This window comes from Sorangium sp. So ce426 (genome assembly GCF_051475585.1).
In the GTDB taxonomy this organism is placed as follows: domain Bacteria; phylum Myxococcota_A; class Polyangia; order Polyangiales; family Polyangiaceae; genus Sorangium; species Sorangium cellulosum_B.
This window is the reverse complement of sequence record NZ_CP150341.1, coordinates 12435302-12456705: the sequence shown is the minus strand read 5'-3', so window position 1 is coordinate 12456705 and position 21404 is coordinate 12435302. Positions and strand designations below refer to the sequence as shown.

General features: G+C 70.6%; 18 protein-coding genes. 5 read left to right on the top strand and 13 right to left on the bottom strand.

Annotation, left to right across the window (positions count from 1 at the left end):
• Position 1 precedes the first annotated feature (1 nt).
• The 4 genes from WMF44_RS46755 to aceB all read right to left on the bottom strand — a co-directional run bounded on the left by WMF44_RS46755 (position 2) and on the right by aceB (position 4873).
• A complete protein-coding gene (locus tag WMF44_RS46755; RefSeq protein WP_437296518.1) occupies positions 2-916 on the bottom strand; it encodes a hypothetical protein in 915 nt (304 codons plus the stop codon).
• Between the two features lie 16 nt (positions 917-932).
• A complete protein-coding gene (locus WMF44_RS46750; protein ID WP_437296517.1) occupies positions 933-1277 on the bottom strand; it encodes a hypothetical protein in 345 nt (114 codons plus the stop codon).
• A gap of 599 nt (positions 1278-1876) precedes the next feature.
• The gene (aceA, locus tag WMF44_RS46745; RefSeq protein ID WP_437296516.1) at positions 1877-3175 is read right to left on the bottom strand and encodes an isocitrate lyase; all 1299 of its coding nucleotides are present in this window, start codon (positions 3173-3175) and stop codon (positions 1877-1879) included.
• A 75-nt stretch (positions 3176-3250) separates the two neighbouring features.
• Positions 3251-4873, bottom strand: a complete 1623-nt coding sequence (aceB, locus tag WMF44_RS46740; protein WP_437296515.1) for a malate synthase A — start codon at positions 4871-4873, stop codon at positions 3251-3253.
• A gap of 210 nt (positions 4874-5083) precedes the next feature.
• Here aceB and WMF44_RS46735 point away from each other — a divergent pair, with 210 nt between their 5' ends.
• Positions 5084-6514: a helix-turn-helix domain-containing protein gene (locus WMF44_RS46735; RefSeq protein ID WP_437296514.1), complete on the top strand. Its 1431-nt coding sequence runs from the start codon at positions 5084-5086 to the stop codon at positions 6512-6514.
• 120 nt (positions 6515-6634) lie between these two features.
• Here WMF44_RS46735 and WMF44_RS46730 read toward each other — a convergent pair whose 3' ends face one another.
• From WMF44_RS46730 to WMF44_RS46720, 3 genes are read right to left on the bottom strand one after another with little or no spacing between them, the layout of a single operon-like run.
• A complete protein-coding gene (locus WMF44_RS46730) occupies positions 6635-7006 on the bottom strand; it encodes a response regulator (protein WP_437296513.1) in 372 nt (123 codons plus the stop codon).
• A complete protein-coding gene (locus WMF44_RS46725; RefSeq protein ID WP_437296512.1) occupies positions 7006-7698 on the bottom strand; it encodes a histidine kinase in 693 nt (230 codons plus the stop codon). Before WMF44_RS46725 ends, WMF44_RS46730 begins: the two co-directional genes overlap by 1 nt.
• A gap of 27 nt (positions 7699-7725) precedes the next feature.
• The gene (locus tag WMF44_RS46720) at positions 7726-9159 is read right to left on the bottom strand and encodes a sigma-54-dependent transcriptional regulator (protein WP_272096441.1); all 1434 of its coding nucleotides are present in this window, start codon (positions 9157-9159) and stop codon (positions 7726-7728) included.
• Between the two features lie 798 nt (positions 9160-9957).
• Between WMF44_RS46720 and WMF44_RS46715 the strand changes: the two genes are divergently transcribed.
• A complete protein-coding gene (locus WMF44_RS46715; RefSeq protein WP_437296511.1) occupies positions 9958-10437 on the top strand; it encodes a hemerythrin domain-containing protein in 480 nt (159 codons plus the stop codon).
• A 34-nt stretch (positions 10438-10471) separates the two neighbouring features.
• Here WMF44_RS46715 and WMF44_RS46710 read toward each other — a convergent pair whose 3' ends face one another.
• The 4 genes from WMF44_RS46710 to WMF44_RS46695 form a co-directional block, all read right to left on the bottom strand.
• Positions 10472-10756: a hypothetical protein gene (locus WMF44_RS46710; protein WP_012241329.1), complete on the bottom strand. Its 285-nt coding sequence runs from the start codon at positions 10754-10756 to the stop codon at positions 10472-10474.
• A gap of 15 nt (positions 10757-10771) precedes the next feature.
• Entirely contained in the window at positions 10772-10993 is a 222-nt protein-coding gene (locus WMF44_RS46705) for a hypothetical protein (protein ID WP_437296510.1), read from the bottom strand.
• 43 nt (positions 10994-11036) lie between these two features.
• Complete coding sequence (locus WMF44_RS46700; RefSeq protein ID WP_437296509.1) at positions 11037-11594, bottom strand: hypothetical protein; 558 nt, start codon at positions 11592-11594, stop codon at positions 11037-11039.
• Positions 11595-11822: 228 nt separating this feature from the next.
• On the bottom strand, positions 11823-11987 hold the full coding sequence (locus WMF44_RS46695) for a DUF1328 domain-containing protein (RefSeq protein WP_437296508.1): 165 nt from the start codon (positions 11985-11987) through the stop codon (positions 11823-11825).
• Positions 11988-12613: 626 nt separating this feature from the next.
• On the opposite strand from WMF44_RS46695, the gene WMF44_RS46690 reads away from it, so the two are divergent.
• From WMF44_RS46690 to WMF44_RS46680, 3 genes are all read left to right on the top strand, one after another.
• Entirely contained in the window at positions 12614-15460 is a 2847-nt protein-coding gene (locus WMF44_RS46690; RefSeq protein WP_437296507.1) for a PAS domain-containing hybrid sensor histidine kinase/response regulator, read from the top strand.
• Between the two features lie 67 nt (positions 15461-15527).
• On the top strand, positions 15528-15944 hold the full coding sequence (locus WMF44_RS46685; RefSeq protein WP_437296506.1) for a response regulator: 417 nt from the start codon (positions 15528-15530) through the stop codon (positions 15942-15944).
• On the top strand, positions 15941-17581 hold the full coding sequence (locus tag WMF44_RS46680) for an ATP-binding protein (RefSeq protein ID WP_437296505.1): 1641 nt from the start codon (positions 15941-15943) through the stop codon (positions 17579-17581). The genes WMF44_RS46685 and WMF44_RS46680 overlap by 4 nt, the downstream gene beginning before the upstream one ends.
• Before the next feature lie 6 nt (positions 17582-17587).
• Here WMF44_RS46680 and WMF44_RS46675 read toward each other — a convergent pair whose 3' ends face one another.
• Positions 17588-18211: a methyltransferase family protein gene (locus WMF44_RS46675; protein ID WP_437296504.1), complete on the bottom strand. Its 624-nt coding sequence runs from the start codon at positions 18209-18211 to the stop codon at positions 17588-17590.
• Entirely contained in the window at positions 18208-21402 is a 3195-nt protein-coding gene (locus WMF44_RS46670; protein ID WP_437296503.1) for an efflux RND transporter permease subunit, read from the bottom strand. The genes WMF44_RS46675 and WMF44_RS46670 overlap by 4 nt, the downstream gene beginning before the upstream one ends.
• Positions 21403-21404: the final 2 nt, after the last annotated feature.

Below are 21404 nucleotides of genomic sequence, written 5' to 3'. Positions count from 1 at the left end.
GCTACTCGAGGAAGACGGACACCGAAGCCTTGTAGCGGTCGGTGCCGCGCGGAAAGACGGGGGGACCGCACGGAAGGTCGAGCGGCTCACGATCGCGGCAGTTCAAGAAGCTGCCGTCCGACCTCGGGCCATCGCACACATCCTCACACTTGCCCACGACATCGATCGGGCAGTTCTTGATCGAGGGCCCGCAGACGCGCGGGATCTGCCGCTTGCCCGGCGCCAGGCAGGCGAAGAGGCGCTGCGGCCTCTGGAAGACGTTACCGAAGTAGGTCGCCTCCTCCTCGTCGTATCTCGCCCGCTCCCGCTTCGTGGACGAGAGCGCTTCGTGCTGTCCGCGGAGCGAGATCATGACGTGTTCGCCCCGGTAGTTGACGCGCGCGAGCAGGCACGCGGAGACCCACTCCTGGCACTCTTCATCACACGAGCCACGCTTCGAGCCCCACTCGGGCGCGAGGCCGAGATCCCCCGCGAAGCTGTAGGGCACCCCATCGACCTTGACGTCGAGGCGGGCCTCCTCGGGGAGCGCGCAGCCCACGATGAAGCTGAGGAGCTCCCTCGACTCGGGGGAGCGGAGCGCATCTTTCAACCGCGAATTACCCATCAACGAATTGACGGTCAGCGCGTTGACGGTCAGCGCGTTGACGGTCAGCGCGTTGACGGTCAGCGCATTGACGGTCAGCGCATTGACGGTCAGCGCATTGACCGTTATGGCCGCCTGCTGGACCTCCTCCACCGCCTCATCGTCCCCTTCGAGCCCGGCAGACGCGACGCAAGCGGCCTGTGAGAACGACACCGCCACGCAAGCGAGGAGAGCGAACTGGCGTGCAGATTCCATAGTACCAATCAGATCTACACCACTCCAGCTATCAAGCTCAATTGATTTATGAACATTTTGCTGGACATCTTTCTCCACACCGCCACGACAGGCGTTACGTAGTCAGGTGCCGGGAGTGGGATAACGCAGAGCGCAGCACTCGGGCGCACCCCGCGTCGGGGGGGAAGCGAAACAGCGCGTGGGTGGGAGATTTACGCCAGCTTCCTGGGCAGCAGCGGAGTGACCAGGTCGGGGCTCGCCTTGCCGCCGGAGCCTTCATGACCTGACCGACGAAGAGCCCGATCCGCTTCGAATTCCCCGCATGGAAGCGGGGAACCTCGCCTGCGTGGCCGGCGATGATCGGGTCGACGACGCGCTCTAGGGCGCCTTCGTCGGCGACCTGCCGGAGCCCTCTCTGCGCGACGATCGCCTTCGTCTTCGGACTACCGCCCTGCTGCATTATCTCAGTGAGGACAGCTTTTCACTCTTCCCGGAAATCGTCTCGTCATCGTCAACGCCCGGTATCCCACGTGTTTCGATGAGGTGTCTGGCCTTCTCGGCCCGCGCCGGGTCGAGCCGCGCGAGGCGCTCCTCGGAGGGCGCGCGCTCGCGCCGAGGCTCCGGCGGCGGCGCCTTCTCGACCGTGGACAGGCTCGGTTCCACCTGACACCCGCTCAGGGCAACCAGCCAACCAGGATTCAAGTTCTCCAGGAAATCCCTTCCCCCCTTCGACCGCGTCGGGCCGCTCGGCCGCGACGAGCCGGTCGTGGAGCCGGGCCTCGGCGGTGAGCGCATGGGCGGCCGAGACCCAGAGCGACGTTCCCTTCGGCTTGCGGCCGTCGGGCGCGTCACCGCTCTTCGTGGGGGCGCTCGTACGTGCGGCGGAGCTCGACGACCTCTCCTGTGGCCTCGTCTCTCACCACGTCGCGACAGGTGACGAACCCGGCGTAGCCGAGCCGCGCCTGCTGCCCGGGCGCGCGCCGGGACCACTTCTTGGGGGGGCGCCGCGGCCGGCAGGCGCGGGCGTGCGCGACGGACGGCGCACGCCCGCGCGGGCGCTCAGAACTGGGCGGCCTCGGTGGACTCGTGGAGGGCCAGCGTGGACGCAGCGCCGCCCGAGATCACCTGAGCGACCTCGTCGAAGTAGCCCGTCCCGACCTCGCGCTGGTGGCGGGTCGCGCTGTAGCCGAACTGCTCGCCGGCGAACTCGGCCTGCTGGAGCTCGGAGTACGCCGCCATCCCCCGGCGCTGGTACTGGCGGGCGAGCTCGAACATGCTGTGATTCAGCGAGTGGAACCCGGCGAGGGTCACGAACTGGAACTTGTACCCCATCGCGCCGAGCTCGCGCTGGAACCGGGCGATCGTCGCGTCGTCGAGGTGCTTCTTCCAGTTGAACGAAGGCGAGCAGTTGTAGGCGAGCAGCTTGCCCGGGAACTGCTTGTGGATCCCCTCCGCGAAGCGCTTCGCCTGATCGAGGTCCGGCGTCGAGGTCTCGCACCAGACGAGGTCCGCGTAGGGCGCGTACGCGAGCCCGCGCGCGATGGCCGCCTCGAGGCCGCCCTTCAGCACGAAGAAGCCCTCGGGCGTGCGCTCGCCCGTGACGAACGGCCTGTCGCGCGGGTCGACGTCGGACGTGATCAGCTTGGCGCTGTCGGCGTCCGTGCGGGCCACGAGGACGGTCGGTACGCCCATGACGTCGCTGGCGAGGCGGGCCGCGATCAGCGTGCGGATGAACTGGCTGGTCGGGACGAGGACCTTGCCGCCCATGTGCCCGCACTTCTTCTCGGAGGCGAGCTGGTCCTCGAAGTGAACGCCCGAGGCGCCCGCCTCGATCATGGCCTTCATCAGCTCGAAGGCGTTGAGCGGCCCGCCGAAGCCCGCCTCCGCGTCGGCCATGATGGGCGCGAGCCAGTAGCGCCCCGCCTTGCCCTCGGCGCTCTCGATCTGGTCGGCGCGGAGGAGCGCCTGGTTGATGCGGCGCACGAGCGTCGGGACGCTGTTCGCCGGGTACAGGCTCTGGTCGGGGTACATGGTCCCGGCCTCGTTGTTGTCGGCCGCCACCTGCCACCCGCTCAGGTAGATGGCCTTGAGCCCGGCCCGGACCTGCTGCATCGCCTGGTTGCCGGTGAGGGCGCCGAGCGCCGCCACGTAGGGCTCGGCGTGCATCAGGTTCCAGAGCCGCTTGGCGCCGAGGGTCGCGAGCGTGTAGTCGATACGGACGGTGCCGCGGAGGCGCGCGACGTCCGCCTCGGAGTACGGGCGGACGACGCCGCTCCACCGGCCCGGGACGGTGTCGCTCGGCGGCGCGTGCAGCGAGTCGGCGGAGATCGGCGTGTTCAGCGGGAAAGCAGCGGACATGACTGGGCTCCTAGTGCGTTGGGGTTGGGGGCGGCAGCGGCCGCTGTGTCGACGTCAAACGAAGCGCGCCGGGCGTCACGAGCGCCGCTCTCCGGCGGTGGAGATCAAGAGCTCGTAAGCAGGCAGCGTGAGGAACTCCTCGAAGGTCTCTCCGATCGAGAGCCGCTCGAACAGCGCGCGCGCCTCGGCGAAGCGGCCGCCGTCGAAGCGCGACGGGCCGAGCGCGCCGCGGAGCGCGGCCATCTCGCCGTCCACCGCCGCGCGGAAGCGCTCCACGGTGAGCCGCTGGCCGTCGTCGAGCGTCGCCCCGTGGCGGATCCATTGCCAGACCTGGGTGCGGGAGATCTCCGCGGTGGCCGCGTCCTCCATCAGGTTGTAGAGCGGGACGCAGCCGAGGCCGCTGATCCACGCCTCGAGGTACTGGACGCCGACCCGGATGTTGTGGCGCAGGCCGGCCTCGGTGCGCGCGCCCTCCGGGACGCGCAGCAGGTCGGCCGCCGAGACGCGGACGTCCTCGCGCTTGCGCTCGATCTGGTTCGCAGCGGGCATGTGCGCGTCGAACACCTCGCGCGCGAGCGGCACGAGCCCCGGGTGCGCGACCCAGGTGCCGTCGTGTCCGTCCTTCACCTCGCGCAGCTTGTCGGCGCGCACCTTGTCGAGCGCCGCGCGGTTCGCCTCCGGGTCGCTCTTGATCGGGATCTGCGCCGCCATGCCGCCCATCGCGTGGACGCCGCGGCGGTGGCACGTCTTCACGAGCAGCTGCGTGTACGAGCGCAGGAAATGCTGCTCCATCGTCACCTGCGAGCGGTCCGGCATCACGCAGGCGGGGTCGTTCCGGAGCTTCTTGATGAAGCTGAAGATGTAGTCCCAGCGACCGCAGTTGAGGCCGGCCGAGTGCTGCCGGAGCTCGTGGAGGATCTCGTCCATCTCGAACGCCGCGGGCAGCGTCTCGATGAGGACCGTGGCCTTGATCGTGCCGATGGGGAGGCCGAGCGCCTCTTGCGCGAAAACGAAGACGTCGTTCCAGAGGCGCGCCTCCAGGTGACTCTCCATCTTCGGCAGATAGAAGTAAGGCCCGGTACCGCGGCGGACGAGCTCACGCGCGTTGTGGAAGAAATAGAGTCCGAAATCGAAGAGCCCGCCTGGCAGCGGCTTGCCGTCGAGCTCGACGTGCCTCTCGGGGAGGTGCCAGCCGCGCGGGCGCACGAGCAGCGTCGCCAGCCTGTCTCCGAGGGCGTACCGCTTGCCGGTCGCCGGGTCGTCGTAACGGAGCTCGCGCCGCGCCGCGAGCCTCAGCGCCGCTTGCCCCTCGATGAGGTTCTTCCACGTGGGCGACGTGGCGTCCTCGAAATCGGCCATGAACACGCTCGCGCCCGAGTTCAGCGCGTTGATGATCATCTTGGGATCGACCGGACCCGTGATCTCCACGCGCCGGTCGAGCAGGTCGTCGGGCAGCGGCGCCACCGTCCAGTCGCCCTCGCGCACATCCCGCGTCTCGGGGAGAAAATCGAACCGTTCGCCCGCGTCCAGCCGCTCTTGCACGGCGCGCCGCCGGGCGAGCAGGGCGGGTACCCGGTCAGCGAACTTGCGCCCAAGACCGGAGAGGAAACGAAGGGCCTCTGGCGTGAGGACGGACTCGTCTCCCCCGACCCGAGGAGCGAGCAAGCGGACGCTTGCGGTCTCATGATTCTGGCTCATCCACATCTCCTGCAACGCTGCGCGTCGTTACAAGCAACCTATGTTTGTCGACGAGGTTTCAGCGTCAACTTCGCTCTGAAATGCAGGCGGATAACGATGTAGACGAAAGGGCTTTACAGCGTGTTAACGTGTAAACTATTGTAAATTTCCACCAGGCGAGCTGCGCCTACATTTCATCCAGGTTGTCCTGGTCACGTCGGGAGGGTCCTCATGGCCGATGCACCTCTTCTCGGAGCCAAGGTCCGCGCGCTCCGGCGTCGCGAGCACATGACGCAGGTCGATCTGGCGGAGCGCCTCGGTGTCTCGGCGAGCTATCTGAACTTGATAGAGAACAACCGGCGTCCGCTGACTGCGCCGCTGCTCATCCGGCTCGCCCAGATATTCCAGCTCGACCTCCAGAACTTCGCGTCGGAAGAGGACGTCCGGCTCACGGCCGATCTCCACGAGGTGTTCGGCGATCCCATCTTCGAGAGCCACGGGCTGACGAACGCGGATCTGCGGGAGCTCGTCGCGGCGTCCCCGAACGTCGCGCGCGCGGTGCTCACGCTCTACCGGACCTACGCGACGACGCGCGAATCGCTGGATACGCTGGGAGAGCGGCTGGCGGGGGACGGGTTCGTCGCGGTCGACAACTCGCGTCTACCGTCCGAGGAGGTCAGCGATCTCATCCAGCGCCGGATGAACCATTTCGCGGAGCTCGAGGAAGGCGCCGAGGCGCTCTGGCGCGAGGCGGAGCTCGACGCGGACGACGTCTACCGCGGGCTCGTCCGGTACCTCCACGCGACGCGCGGCATCGAGGTGCGCATCGTCCGGGTCGCGGACGAGCGCCAGGCGATGCGGCGGTACGACCCCGACAGGCGCGTGCTGAGCATCTCCGAGGTGCTGCCGCCCCGGAGCCGCAGGTTCCAGCTCGCGCACCAGCTCGGCCTCCTGACGCAATCGACGGCCATCGACCGCATCCTGCGCGACGAGAACCTCACGACCCCGGAGTCCCGCGCGCTCGCCCGCGTCGCGCTGGCCAACTACTTCGCCGCCGCGATCCTCATGCCGTACCAGCCGTTCCTGGAGGCGGCGCGCGCCGAGCGCTACGACATCGAGCTCCTCGCGCACCGGTTCGGCACGAGCTTCGAGCAGGTGTGCCACCGGCTGACGACGCTCCGCCGGCCGGGCGCCGAGGGGGTGCCGATGCACATGGTCCGCATCGACATCGCGGGCAACATCTCGAAGCGCTTCAGCGGCTCCGGCATACGGTTCGCGCGGTTCAGCGGCGCGTGCCCCCGCTGGAACGTCCACGCCGCCCTGATGACGCCCGGCATGATCCGGATCCAGCTCTCGCAGATGCCCGACGGCGCCGTCTACTTCTGCATCGCGCGCACCGTGCGCAGCGACCGCGGCGGCTACCACGTCCCCCACACGGTGCAGTCGATCGGCATGGGCTGCGACGTCCGCTATGCCCGCGAGCTCGTCTACGCCGACGGGATCGACCTGGACAACATCGGCGCGGCCGTGCCCGTCGGCGTCACGTGCCGGACCTGCGAGCGCCTCGACTGCGCCCAGCGCGCGCTGCCGGCGCTGCAGCACCCGCTCCGCCTCGACGAGAACCGGCGGGGCGTCTCGTTCTACGCGTCAGTCGACAAGTGAGGCGACAAGTGAGGCGACAAGTGCGGCGACAAGTGCGGCGACAAGTGCGGCGAGCCCGCGGCCGCCCTGCGCCGCGCGCCGGGGTGGCCGGCGCGCGGCGCGGGACCGCCGGCGGCCCGCTCAGCTGGGCCGCCCGAGCAGCTGGTTGAGCGTGGCCACGAGCCGGGCCACGTCGATGGGCTTGACCATGTGCGCGTGAGCGCCGGCCGTCCGGCTCTTCTCGCGATCGTCGTCCCCGCCGAATCCGCTCACGACGATCACCGCCCGCGGCCTGTCCACGAGCGACGCGACAAGCTCGACGCCGCTGCCGTCGGGGAGCGACACGTCCGTCACCAGGGCGTCGACCGCGCTCGCGGCGAGCGTCGAGCGCCCTTCCTCGCACGAGCGCGCCACGAGCACGCGGAAGCCGCGGCGGCGGAGCGCCATGCCGAGCAGCGCCGCCGTGTCGTCGTCGTCGTCGAGCACCAGCACCTGCGGCAGCTCCGCGCTCATCAGGCCCCCGCCTTGCGATCGGCCGCGTTCAGCGGCCACTCCAGGGTGATCTGCGTCTCCGCGCCGACGCGGTCGGCCCGCGCCTCGCCGCCGTGCGCCTTGAGCACGCCGTCGATCACCCGGACGGGCAGCCCGCCGTCGGCGAGCGGATCCGCGTCCGGCGCGAGCGCCGCCTCGAAGAGCTTCTCCACCGAGGCCGCGCTCGAGTCGCTCGTCACCACCACCCGCGCGCGATCGCCGTGGGCCGCGAGCGCAACGACGACCCGCGCGCGGGCGACGTTCAGGGCGAGCATGAGCGCGTCCGAGAGCGCCGCGGTCATCGACGCGGCGTGCGCGAAGCCGCGCACAGGGACGAGGTCGAGCGCCACCGTGACGTCGCGCCGCCCGTAGACGAACGACGCCTCCGCGACGGCCTTCTGGACGAGCGCCTCGAGGTCGAGCGGCTGCGCCGGGGCGTCGAGCTGCCGCGACAGCTCGGACGCGGCGGTGTAGCGGTCGGCGAGGCGCAGCAGGCGGCGCACGCCCCGCCGCGCCATGGTGAAGTACGCCGCGTTCTGGGCGGTGGCCTCGCCCCCGAGGACGCTCTCCAGCTCGTTGAGCGCCGTGGCCACCACCCCGGCGGGCCCGCGCACGTCGTGCCCCGCGCGCGCGAACAGCCTGTAAATCGAGTCGGACAGCGCCTTTTCGCTCATTCGTTACGCCTCGCCTCGCGTCCCGCCTCAGCTCAACGAGGAGCTCGCCGAGCCCGGCGAAGAGGCCGCCTTGTCCTTGTCCGGGCCCTCGTCCCCGCCCGAGCCGTCCTGCTCCCCGTAGCGCTCCAGCTTGCGGTAGAGCGTCCGCCGATCGAACCCGAGCATCTGGGCGGCGCGCGATTTGTTGCCGCCGACGAGCGCGAGCACGCGCTTGATGTAGCGCTTCTCGAGCTCGTCCATCGTCATGATCTCCGCCGGCTCGTCGACGGCGACGACGAAGCGGTCCGGCCGGTAGGCCTGGACCTTCTCCGGCAGGTCCTCGACCGTGATCTGCTCGAAGCGCGCCAGCGCCACCGCGCGCTCGATGCTGTTCTCGAGCTCGCGCACGTTGCCCGGCCAGTTGTACGCCGTGAGCTTCTCCGCGGCCGCGGTCGAGAGCGAGAGCACGCCCTTGCTGCTGCGGGACGAGAACTTCTCGAGGAAGTGCATCGCGAGGTGGAGCACGTCGGTGCCGCGCTCCCGCAGGGGCGGCAGGTCGATCTTCACGACGTTGACCCGGTAGTAGAGGTCCTCGCGGAACCGCTTCTCGTACACCTCGGTCTCGAGATCGCGGTTCGTCGCCGTCACGATGCGGGCGTCGAAGGGGATCTCGGCGTTCGAGCCCACCGGCCGCACCTTGCGCTCCTGCAGCGCGCGGAGCAGCTTCGGCTGGACCTCGAGCGGCATCTCGCCGATCTCGTCGAGGAAGATGGTGCCGCCGCTGGCCTCCAGGAACAGGCCGGTGCGCTGGGTCTTGGCGTCGGTGAAGGCGCCGCGCGCGTGGCCGAAGAGCTCGCTCTCGAGGAGCGCCTGGGGCACCGCGGCGCAATTGACCGCCACGAAGGGGCCGGACCGGCCGCTGGCCTCGTGGATCGCCCGCGCGATGAGCTCCTTGCCGGTGCCCGTCTCGCCGTGCACGAGGACCGAGGCGTCGCTCCGCGCGACGCGGCCGATCAGATCGTAGACGCGCTTCATCGCAGGGCTTCGCCCGACGAGGCCCTTGGTCTGCTGGACGTCGTGGGCCGCCTCGCGCAGGCGCTTCACCTCCGAGCGGAGGCGCCTGTGCTGGACGGCGCGCGAGACCGTCAGGCCGAGGAGGTTCGCGTCGAGCGGCTTCGTGACGAAGTCGAACGCCCCGGCGCGCATGGAGGAAATGGCGGTCTCCATGCTCCCGAGCGCCGTCATGACGATGACGAGCATGTCGGGGCGGGCGCCGAGGATGCGCTCGCAGAGCTCCAGGCCGCTCATCTCGCTCATACCGACGTCGGTCAACACGACGTCGAAATCGTCCTCGCTCACCAGCTCGAGCGCGCTCTTGGCCGAGGTGCGCGCCGCGACGGAGAACTCCTGCCTCTTGAGGAGGGCTTCGACCAGATCACACGTCGCTTCGTCGTCGTCGACGACGAGTATCCTGCCGCTCATCGCGTGTCCTTCCCCGGCAGCTCTTCTAAAGGTCGACCGCTGCCTGCACTTGCAGGGAACGTGCCACGGAGAGTTCGCGCCATCAAGCCCAGTCCGCTCCTCGCTGACGTCCTTCCAACGTGACGTTTCGCCACAGGTGCGCGTTCTTGCCCCATCCTGGATGGCACCGGCCGCGCGCAGCGGCCGAGCGGTCCGCCGCCGACGGGGGCCAGTCAGCGCCGCTGCGCTGGAGGCGCCACGGCCGGTAGGGGGCTCACCGACCCGCCGTTCCTCCGTGGATCGGCGCGAGCCGGCGGCGCGCCTCGTCGGGGCGCGTGCCGCGCCTCCGGCGGGTCACGCGGGGCGAGGGGCCGCTACCGAGGCATCGCCGCGGTCCCCCGCGGACCGGCGCCTCTCTCGATCAGACGGCGCCGCCTGAAGGCAACAGCCGAGTTCGCCCGGGCTCCGGGAGCCATGGCGAGAGGCGAAATTCCACATCGATATTCCCTGTCCGGTGTCCAGCGTCTCTTCGCATCCGGAATGAACCTAATCGGCACGGTGATTGCTTGAGTGCGCCTCATGCAGAAGAGGGGGCGGGAGGGGGGCTCCCGCGCTCGCGGGCCTCGTCGCTGACGCTGCGCGACGGCGCGATATCACCCCGCTGAAGCTCGGCGCGCCGCCGCGGGCCCTCGCCCTCAGCCGCTGCGTGAGCTGGTCGCGAGCGAGCGAGCGTGACGAGCTCCTTTCCACCTCGATGAACGGCGGCCCAGCCACCTCGATGAACAACAACCCGACGTCCGGTCCTTGAGAGGAGAATGCATGAAGGCGACACAGCTCTTGAAGGGGCAACACCGCGAAGCCGAGAGGCTGTTCGATCTGGCCCTCTCGACCACAGGCGATGTCCGGGGAGCGACGGACGAGCTGACCAAGCACCTCCTCGCCCACATGCTCGCCGAGCAGGTGGTCCTCTTCCCGGAGCTGCTCGCCGTCGAGCCGGACCTCATCGGCGGAGCTTGCGAGGAGCATACGGTCACGCGGTTCGAGATCCGCCGCGTCGTCGGCACGGCGCCGGAGGACCCGAGCTTCCAGGCCAGGCTGGCCACCCTGAGGGAGCTCGTCACGCACCACGCCGAGGAGGAGGAGCGGGACCTCTTGCCGAGGATCGAGGCGGAGCTGACCGAGGACACGAACGAGCGCCTCGGCCGGCAGATGCTGGAGCTCTTCGAGGCGCTCATCGCCCACTCCCGCCGCCCCCACGCCTCGAGCCACGCCCCGCTCCGCACGGCGAGGGCGGCCTGACGGCCGGCGCCCTCCTCCGGCGGGCGGCGGTGGATCAGGGGCCGGTCGCGGGCGCGTCGCCGGGGCCGGTCGGGCCGCCGTGCGCGGGTCCATATCCATGGGACTCGCCGTAGCCGAGATCCTCGGGGACCATGGGGTCCGCCGGGCTCGACGGAGCGGTCGAGGCGGGGCTCCGCGCGTCGTTCGTGACGAGCTCGTAAACGCCGCGCTCGAGCTCCACCTCGTCGAGGGCCGAGCCGCAGGCCCGGCAGGGCGTGGCCGCCGTCGACACGAAGACGTACCGGCGGCCACAGGCTTTGCATCGGAGCTCGCGGATCATCGCTGCTCACCCGGTTCAGCTGGGTTGACCTCGCCGCGCAGCTTCCTCGGCTTCGCGCAGCTCGCCGCCCTCGGGTCCGTCGAGCGCGCGGGCGGCCTCCTCGGCGTGCTCCTTGATCTTGCCGGCCTTCACCGACTTCTCCACCCCTTCTCGGTAACGCCGATCGGCCGTGCGGTTGCCCTCTCCCTCGATGTCCGCCGACGGGGTCTGCTGAGTCGCCTTCTGATTCGCCATCATGTCCTCCTCGTGTCGAGCCTTGCTGGGCCCAGGCGAGCCTGCATCAAACGCGCCGCTTCACCGCCTGGATCGCGCGATCCAGCTCCTCCACGCGCTGGTAGACGCCTTGTTTCACCCGGTCGAGCGTCTCGCCGGTCGCCGTGTCGAGGTCGCGCAGGCTCCTGCGGACCGCCTCCGACTTGTCCTCCACGTCCTTCATCAGCCTGCCGACCTCGTCCTTGGGCAGCTTCTTCTCGGCCTTTTCGCGGAGCTCGACGGCATCCTTCTCGAGATCCTCGATCCTGCGCGACGTGGACGCGCGCACGTCCGCGCGCGCCTTCGCCAGCTCCGCCTCGGCCTCTGCGGTCTTCTCCTGGGCCTCGACCGCCGCGTTGTTGAGCTTCTCCGCGGCCTCGCGGAGCGCGTCGTCGGTGGCCCGCTCGGCCTTCTGGTCGATCTCGGCGACCTTCTTGTCGAGCTCGGTGGCGACCTCCGCCGCCTTCTGCTGCGCCTCGCGCTGCGCGCGCTCGGCCTTGGTTTGCGCGTCCGCCGTGGGAGACTCGCAGCCCACGACGGCGCTCATGACGATGGCGATAGGCAGGAATGTTCGGACGGTCAACATGATGATCTCCTCTGGTCTGGGGTCGACGCGCGACCTCGCGTCCGGGCGAGCGCCCGGCGCGTCACGATCGCCCTACCGACGCCGCCCGAGATGGGCCTCATGGCGCGATAGATGGGTCGATCCGCGGGCATTGCGACAGACGTGCCATGCGGAAGCATGGATACCGCTCGTCCTGGCGAGGCATGTCGCCCCGATCGTGGCCTCCGAGCACGTGCGATCCGCATGGCGTCAGGTCGGGGCGCGTCGGCCGAGCGCGAGGGAGACGACCGCCAGGATGAGGAAGATGACGAAGAGCAACTTCGCCACCGAAGCGGCGCTCGCCGCGAGGCCGCCGAAGCCGAGGATCGCAGCGATGATCGCCACGACGAAGAACGCGACACTCCAACTGAGCATGACAACCTCCTCATCGGGTGAATGACTGGGTGAATCACTGGGTGGATCACTGTGTCGATCGGTGTTCCAGCGCTTCGATGCTGCGTTGTTGCAGCGATTGCAGCGGTTACGTCGTTACCGCGTTACGGCGTTACGGCGTTGCAGCCGACGTGCCGCGACATCGCGAGTTCCCCGGATCCGCGGAGCGCCCGGGCGCCCCGGCGGCTCGCTGCAGATGCCGACGCGCGACACGGGCAGGCGGGGGAGCTGCGGCAAATTGCCTCACTCGTGACGTCGCGCACCGCGCATCCTCTCGTTCATCGGCTGGCCGATCTCGGCACAACGCTTGCTCGCGCCTGGGCTTGTACTGGCGAGGTGGAAGTCAGGCTCAGCTCAAGGCCGGTGTCGAGATCGACGCCGACGGAGAGCCGGCCGCGGCTGTCTCAGGAGGGTGGCGGCCGGCCGTCCGAGGCGGGGTGAGCCGCGCTGGCAGTGCGCCTTGTGGCGCTCGGTCAGCTCTCCGAAGATACCGTGCTCGCCGATGCCACCCGCGCCGCCGATCGCCCACCATCGCTCGCCGCTCGCTGCCCAGGCCCCCTGACGGCGACGTCTGCCGAGGTCGGGCTCCCGACGCGAACGATCCGATCATGACGATCCCGCTCTCCACGCTCATCAGGACCCGCCGCGAGGCCATCATCGAGCGGTTCGTGGGCGAGCTGCGCAAGCGAAGCGCGGCGGTGCGCAACATGCCGAAGCCGCTCATCATCAACTCGCTGCCGAGCTTCCTCGACGAGGTGGCCGCCAGCCTGGAGCAACGCGCGTCGACGGCCGGCAGCAAGGAGGCCGCGCGCGAGCACGGCGAGATGCGCTGGGAGCACGGGCTCGACCTGGGCGTGATGGTCCGCGAGTACGGCGTCCTCCGGCAATCCATCCTCCGCGAGCTGGAGGAGGCCGGGATCACGCCGGATCTGCGGGAGATCGAGGCGCTCTCCGAGCGCGTGGACGCGGGCATCGCCCAGGCGGTGAGCGAGCACGCCCGGCTCCAGCTGGAGGCGATCGAGACCGAGCGCAGGCGCACCGAGATCGAGCGAGGCAGGAGCGGCTCGCTGCTCTCGCAGGCGCCCGCGCCGATCTGCTTCCTCAAGGGCGCGACGCTCGTGTTCGAGCTCGCGAACCCGCTCTTCTGCCGCATGGTCGGCCGCGACGATCTCCTCGGCAAGCCGCTCGTCGAGGCGGTCCCGGAGCTGCGCGGGCAGCCGCTGCACGCGCAGCTCGAGGCCGTCCTGGCGAGCGGCGAGCCGAGCGTGGCGAGCGAGATCCCGGTGCGGATCACGCGCTGGACCGGCGAGACGGTCGAGCGGCTGTACAACGTCCTGTGCAAGCCGGTGCACGACGTGGGCGGCGCCGTGGAGGGCGTCATGGTGACGGCGTTCGACGTGACCGAGCAGATCGGCGCGCGCCGGAAGGCGGAGCGGCTCGCGCTCGAGCTCCAGCAGAGCGTGGCCCAGCGCCTGCGCGCGGAGCAGGCGCTCCGCGTGAACGAGGAGCGCTTCCGCAAGGCGCTCCGGGGGTCGCCGGTCATGGTGTTCACCCAGGACCGGGACCTGCGCTACACGTGGATGCACAACTCGTTCGGCAAGTCCGAGCGCGAGGTGCTCGGGAAGACCGACGGGGAGGTGCTGGAGGACCCGGAGGCCGCGAGGTCGCTCGATCGGACGAAGCGCGACGTGCTCGCCAGCGGCGTCGGCCAGCGGCGCGAGATCGCGGTGCGCGCCGGCGGGCGCACCCAGCACATCGACGTCTCTATCGAGCCGCTGGCCGATGATACGGGCGAGATCGTCGGCATCACCTGCACGGCGACGGACATCACCGAGCGGAAGTCGATCGAGCAGGCGCTGCGGGCGAGCGAGGCGAGGTTCCGCACCGTGCAGGAGGCGTCGCCCGACGGGTTCATGATGCTGCGCAGCGTGCGCGACGCGTCCGGGGCGATCTCCGACTTCGAGTGGGTCTACGTGAACCCGGCCACGGGGCCGATCGTCGGGGGCCGGGGCAAGGATCTGGAGGGCAAGCGGCTCCTTGTCGAGGTCCCTGGCAGCGCGCTCGCGAGCGCGTTCGACGCGTGCGCGCGCGTCGTGGAGACCGGGGAGCCCGCCCGGGTCGAGCTCTTCTGCGCGCACGAGGGCGCGCCGCGGACGTTCCGCGCCATCGCGGTGGCGCTGGGCGACGGCGTCGGCCTCTCGTTCCACGACATCACGGAGCAGAAGCGCGCCGACGCCGAGCGCGCCCAGCTCCTCGACCAGGAGCAGCGCGCGCGCCAGCACGCCGAGCAGCTGAACCGGCTCAAGGACGAGTTCCTCGCGACGGTGTCGCACGAGCTCAGGACGCCGCTCCAGTCGATCCTGGGCTGGGCGCGGATCCTCCGGACGGGCGAGGTGGACGCCGAGTCGCTCGAGCGGGGGCTCGCCACGATCGAGCGCAACGCGAAGGCGCAGTCGCAGCTCATCGAGGACGTCCTCGACGCCTCGACGATCCTCGCGGGGAAGCTGCAGCTCCGGACCGATCCGGTCGACGTGCGGCAGGTGCTCGCCACGGCGCTCGACCTGGTGCGCCCGGCGGCGCTGGCGAAGGGCGTCGCGGTCGACGCCTCCGTCGCCGACGACGTGGGCATCTTCCTCGGCGACGCGGAGAGGCTCCAGCAGGTCGTCTGGAACCTGCTCGCGAACGCGGTGAAGTTCACGCCGTCCGGGGGCCAGGTGCGGGCCCTCGCCCGGCGCGTCGAGGCGACGCTCGAGGTCGAGGTGGAGGACAACGGCGAGGGCATCCCGCAGAGCTTCCTGCCGTTCCTGTTCGAGCGGTTCCGGCAGGCGGACGGGGGGATGACCCGGGCCCACGGCGGGCTCGGGCTCGGCCTCGCCATCGTGCGTCACCTGGCGGAGGCCCAGGGCGGCAGCGTGCACGCCGAGAGCGACGGAGAGGGCAAGGGCGCGCGCTTCCGGGTCCGGCTGCCGATCCGCGCCGACGCGCCCGCGGCGCCGCCGTCCCCGCAGCGCCGGGGCGGCGAGGCGCCGGGGGGCGCCGCGCGGCGCGTGCTCGAGGGCATCCGGGTCCTCGTGGTCGACGACGAGACCGACGCCCGCGAGCTGCTCGGCATCATCTTCGTGCGCGCCGGCGCGACGGTGAGCGAAGCGGCCTCGGCGGGCGCGGCGCTCGAGGCGCTCCGCATGGGCGAGTTCGACGTGCTCGTGAGCGACATCGGCATGCCGGGCGAGGACGGTTACGCGATGATGCGGCGGCTGCGCGCCCTGGGGGCCGACGTCCCCGCGAGCGGCATACCGGCGCTCGCGCTCACCGCGTACACGCGCATGGAGGACCGCCGCCAGGCGATCGCCGCCGGCTTCCAGATGCACCTGGCCAAGCCCATCGAGCCGAACAGCCTGGTGACCGCGGTCGCGCACCTCGTCGGCCGCGCCGGCACGCGTGGTGGCTGGCCGTAGCCCCTGCGCGCGGCCTGCGGTTGATGCTATCAACGAGCCTCCGCTTTGCCCCTCCACGAGGACGAGGATGGACGGTAAATTCCTGAATATTATCCTGGTCGAGGACGACACCGTCGACGTGATGAACGTCCGGAGGGCGTTCGAGAGGGGCAAGATCACGAACCCGCTCTGGGTGGCGGGCGACGGCGTGGAGGGGCTCGATCTGCTGCGCGGCAACCAGGTGCCCAGGGATCGGCGCCTCGTCCTGCTCGACCTGAACATGCCCAGGATGAACGGCATCGAGTTCCTCCGCGAGCTCCGGGCCGACGTCTCGCTGCGGGCGACGCCCGTCGTCGTGCTGACGACCTCGAACGACGATCGGGACAAGGTGGACGCGTACGATCTGAACGTCGCCGGCTACCTGCTCAAGCCGGTGACGTTCATGAGCTTCGTCGAGCTCATGACGGCGCTGAACCGGTACTGGACGCTCGTGGAGATGCCTTGAGCCCGAGGTCGGTTCGCCTCCTCGTCGTCGACGACGACACGGTCGATCGGATCGCGATCTTGCGCGCGCTGCGGAGCGGCCGCGTCGACGCCGAGATCAGGGAGGCCGATTCCGTCGATTCGGCGCTCGCGGTGCTGTACGAGCAGCAGATCGACTGCGTGCTGCTCGACTATTACCTCCCCGGGGGCGACGGGCTCGCGGTGATCGAGGCGGCGCGCAAGGCGAAGCTCACGGCGCCGTTCATCATGCTGACCGGGCAGGGCGACGAGTCGCTCGCGGTCGATCTGATGAAGCGGGGCGCGGCGGACTACGTGCCGAAGAACCTGCTGACGCCCGAGCGGCTGGTGCAGAGCCTGCGCCACGTCCTGCGGCTGAGCGAGGCGGAGCGCCGCGAGGAGGAGGCGCGCAGGGCGCTCGCCCGCCACGCGAACCAGCTCGCGCAGCTCACCGAGGCGACGCTGCGCATCCACCGGTCGCTCTCGCTGAACGAGCTGATCGAGCGCACCACCGACGAGGCGCGCGCGCTGCTCGACGCGGGCGTCGCGGCCTCGCGGCTCTCGGCGCGGGGCGTGGAGCAGCGGCCCTTGACGGGCATCTCGCTGTCCGAGGAGTGCGCCGCGCGGGAGGACCGCGACGGCGTCCGCGAGGTCGCGCTCGGCCTGATCGAGCGGAGGAGCACCGGCGTCCGGCTGACGGGCGACGAGATCGCGAGCGATCCGACGTGCGCCGACGTGCTCTCGCGCGCGCCGGCGGAGCTCCACCCGCGCTCGCTCCTCGCGGCGCCGCTGCGCGGCCGGGACGGCCAGTGCATCGGGAGCATCCAGCTGCTCGACCGGCGCGACGGCCCCTTCGTGGAGAGCGACGAGGTGCTGCTCACCCAGCTCGCGCAGTCGGCGTCCGTCGCCCTGGAGAACGCGCGGCTCTACAACGAGGCGCAGGCCGCGACGCGCGCCCGCGACGACCTCCTGGCGATCGTGTCGCACGATCTCCGGAACCCGCTCAACACGATCGCGATCACGGCGTCGCTGCTGCGGAGCGATCTTCTCCAGCGGAAGGACGGCGGCGACGACGACGACGCCGTCCAGCTCGTCGACCGCATGGACCGCGGCATCCAGAGCATGACGCGGCTCATCGAGGATCTGCTCGACGCGTCGCGCATCGAGGCGGGGCGGCTCGTCGTGTCGCCGAGGGTGGAGCGGGGCGGGACGCTCGTCCGCGAGGCGCTCGACGCCGCCACGTCGCTCGCGGAGGCGAAGGGCTGCCGGGTGACGCAGGGGACGCTCGACGCGGGCCTCGAGGTCCTCGCCGACCGGGATCGCGTGCTCCAGGTCTTCTCGAACCTGCTCGGCAACGCGCTGAAGTTCACGCCGCGGGGCGGCGTCGTGAGCGTGTCGCTCTGCCGGGTCGCCGACAGCGCGCGGTTCTCGGTGGCCGATACGGGCCCGGGCATCCCGCCCGAGCACCAGCCGCACCTCTTCGATCGCTACTGGAAGGCCTCGCAGGAGTCGCGCACCGGGGCAGGGCTGGGCCTCTACATCGCGCGCGGCATCGTCGAGGCGCACCACGGGACGATGGCGGTCGAGAGCGCCCCGGGCCAGGGGACGACGATCCACTTCTCGCTGCCCCTGGCGAGCTGAGGGGCGTCAGGGCGGCGGCGGCGAGCCCCCTCGGCCGATCCCGGGCACGAAGCGGCCGACCTTCGCGCAGTAGGCCGCGTACGCGCCGCCGTGGGTGCGCGAGAGGTACGGCTCCTCGACGAGGCGGACCTGCAGCTCGATCGCGATGACCAGCGCGACGAGCGAGGCGAGCGCGGCCGCGTTCGGGAGGATCAGCGGCAGCCCGAGCGCGGCCAGCATCATGAAGCTGAAGACAGGGTTCCGCACCACCGCGAACGGGCCTCCGGTGACGAGGCCCGTGCGCTCCGCCTCGCGGACGCCGATGCGCCAGGACGCGCCCATCGCGCCCTGGGACCAGAGCGTGCCGAGCGTCCCCGAGATCGTCATGGCCGCGCCGAGGCCGACGAGGAGCGGGCCGGGATCGGCGAGGGGCCCGATGAAGGCCGCGAGCTCCGCGACGGGGGCCAGCGCTCCCAGGACGAGCGCGATCACGAAGAGCACGCCGCCGAGCCACGGCAGCGACCCGGGTGGCCCCGAGATGCCGCGGAAGCCCGCCGATCCCGTCGCGCGGAGCTGCCTGAGCGAGCGCCATCCGAACGCGAGCGCGATGTAGATCCCGTAGAGAACGAGGGCGAGCCAGGGTCGGTTCATGTCGAGGTCTCCTGTCGATGGGTCAGCCGGTAGAGGACCGGCAGGACGACGAGCGTGAGCGTCGTGGACGAGAGGATCCCGCCGATGACGACCGTCGCGAGCGGGCGCTGCACCTCGGAGCCGGTGCCGGTGGCGAGCGCCATCGGGACGAAGCCGAGCGCCGCGACGAGCGCCGTCATGAGCACGGGGCGGAGCCGCGCGATCGAGCCGTGGAGCACGGCGTCGTCGAGCGCCTCGCCGCGCTGCCGCAGGTTCTCGATGAACGTCACCATCACGAGCCCGTTCAGCACGGCGACGCCCGAGAGCGCGATGAAGCCCACGGCCGCCGATATCGAGAGCGGGAGCCCGCGGCCCCAGAGCGCGAGGACGCCGCCGGTGAGCGCGAGCGGGACGCCGGTGAAGATCAGCGCGGCGTTCCTGAGCGTCCCGACGGAGAGGAAGAGCAGGCCGAAGATCAGCCCGAGCGCCACGGGGACCACCACGGCGAGGCGCCGCTGGGCGGCGAGCATGTTCTCGAACTGGCCGCCCCAGGACATCCAGTAGCCCGGCGGGAGCTTGATCTCGGCGTCGATCCGCGCCTCGGCGTCGGCGACGAAGCCGCCGAGGTCGCGCCCGCGCACGTTGCACTGGACGACGACGCGGCGCTTGCCGCTCTCCCGGCTGACCTGGTTCGGGCCCTCCTCCACGCCGATCTTCGCCACCGCGCCGAGCGGCACGAACGCCGCCCGCTCTAGCGCGCCGGCCGCGGCGGCGATGGTGGGGCCGCTCGGTCCGGTCGCGTGGCCCCCCTTGCTCCGGAGCGGGATCGGGAGCCGCTCGAGCGCCCCGATGTCGCGGCGGATGGAGTCGGGCAGCCGGAGCACCAGATCGAAGCGCTTGTCCCCCTCGAAGACCTCGCCGGCGCTCACGCCCCCGATCGCGGCCTCGACGACCGCCTGCACGTCGGCGACGTTGAGCCCGTAGCGGGCCACCATGCGCCGATCCACGTCGATGGTCAGCACCGGCAGGCCCGTGACCTGCTCCACCTTGACGTCGGCGGCGCCCGGCGTCGCCTTGAGGAGCGCGCCGATCCTGCTCGCCTCCTCGAGCATCACGCCGAGGTCGTCGCCGAAGACCTTGACCGCGACGTCGCTCCGCACGCCGCTGATGAGCTCGTTGAACCGGAGCTCGATCGGCTGGCTGAACTCGTAGTTCTGCCCCGGCAGCTCGTGGATCACCGCCTCGATGGCCTCGGCGAGCTCCTCCTGCGTCTTCGCCTTCTTCCACGCGCTCCGCGGCCGCAGCATCAGGTAGGTGTCGGAGACGTTCGGGCCCATCGGATCGGTCGCGACCTCGGCCGTCCCGGTCCTGGCGAAGACGTGCTCGATCTCGTCCGGGAACCGCTCCCTGAGGAGGCGCTCGAGCTGCGCCTGCATGGCCACGCTCGTCGTGAGGCTGATCGACGGGATGCGCGCCGGCTGGAGCGCGAGCGCCCCCTCGCTCAGCTTGGGAGCGAACTCGCTGCCGAGCCCCGCGGCGACCAGGCCGGAGGCGGCGAGGGCGACGCCCGCGATCGCGACCACGATCGGCCTGTGGGACAGCGCCCAGGCGAGCGCCCTCCCGTAGGCGTTCTTCGCGTGGTGAAAGAGGAGGTTCTCCTTCTCCGACACGTTGCCCCTGAGGAGCAGCGCCACGAGCGCCGGGATGAACGTCATCGACAGGATCGTCGCCCCCGCGAGCGCCAGGACGACGGTCTGCGCCATCGGCCGGAACATCTTCCCCTCGATGCCGGTCAGCGTGAGGATGGGCAGGTAGACGATCGCGATGATGAGCTCACCGAAGATCGTCGCCTGGCGGACCTCCTGGGACGCCTCGTAGGCGAGATCGAGCCGCTCTTCGCGGGTGAGCGCCCGCCCGAGCCGGCGCTGCTCCTCGGCGAAGCGCCGCACGCAGTTCTCGACGATGATCACCGAGCCGTCGACGATGAGCCCGAAGTCGATGGCGCCGAGGCTCATCAGGTTGCCGCTGATCTTGCTCTCGACCATGCCGGTGACGGCGATCAGCATCGAGAACGGGATCGCGAGCGCGGCGATGAGCGCGGCCCGGAGGTTGCCGAGCAGGAGGAAGAGCACCACGACGACGAGCGCCGCCCCTTCGAGAAGGCTGTTCCTGACGGTGCTCAGGGTGGCGTCGACGAGGTAGGTGCGGTCGTAGACGGTCTTGACCGTCACGCCCGCGGGCAGCGACTTGTTCACCGCCTTGATCTGGTCGTCCACCCGCCTGGAGACGGCGCGGCCGTTCTCCCCGACGAGCATGATGGCCGTGCCGATGACCGCTTCTTCTCCGTCCTCGGTGGCCGCCCCCGTGCGGAGCTCCTGGCCGACGCTGACCTCGGCGACGTCCTCGATCCGGATCGGCGCCTCGCGGTGGTTGCCAACGACGATGCCCCGGATGTCGTCCTCGCTCTGCACGAGGCCCGTGGCGCGGACGAGGTACTGCTCGCCCTTGTGCTCGATGTACCCCCCGCCCGCGTTGGCGTTGTTGGCCGCGAGGGCCTCGAGCACGTCGCGGAACGAGAGCCCGTAGCCGACGAGCTTCGCCGGATCCGGCGAGACCTGGTACAGCCGCTCGTATCCGCCGATCGAGTTGACCTCCGTCACCCCCGGCACGGTCCGGACCTGGGGCCGCACGATCCAGTCCTGGATCGTGCGTAGATCGGTCAGGTCGTACGGCTTGCCGTCGGGCCGCCTGGCGTCCGGCGCGGCCTCGAGGGTCCACATGTAGATCTCGCCGAGGCCGGTCGCGATGGGGCCCAGCTGCGGCTCGCCGAGCCCTGGCGGCAGGCTCTCCTTCGCGGCGCCGAGGCGCTCGGCCACGAGCTGCCTCGCCCAGTAGATGTCGGTGCCGTCCTCGAAGATCACCGTCACCTGGGAGAGCCCGTAACGGGACAGCGAGCGCACCTGCTGGACGCCCGGGATCCCGCCCATGGCCCACTCGATGGGGAAGGTGATCTGGCGCTCGACCTCCACGGGGGAGAGCGCCTTGACCGACGTGTTGATCTGCACCTGGACGTTGGTGATGTCCGGGACCGCGTCGATCGGCAGGCGGGTGAAGTTGTAGGCCCCGAGCGCGCCGACCGCGAGGGTGATGGCGACGACGAGGAAGCGATGGCGGATCGAGACGGACAGGAGCCGCGAGAGCAAGGTGAGCATGG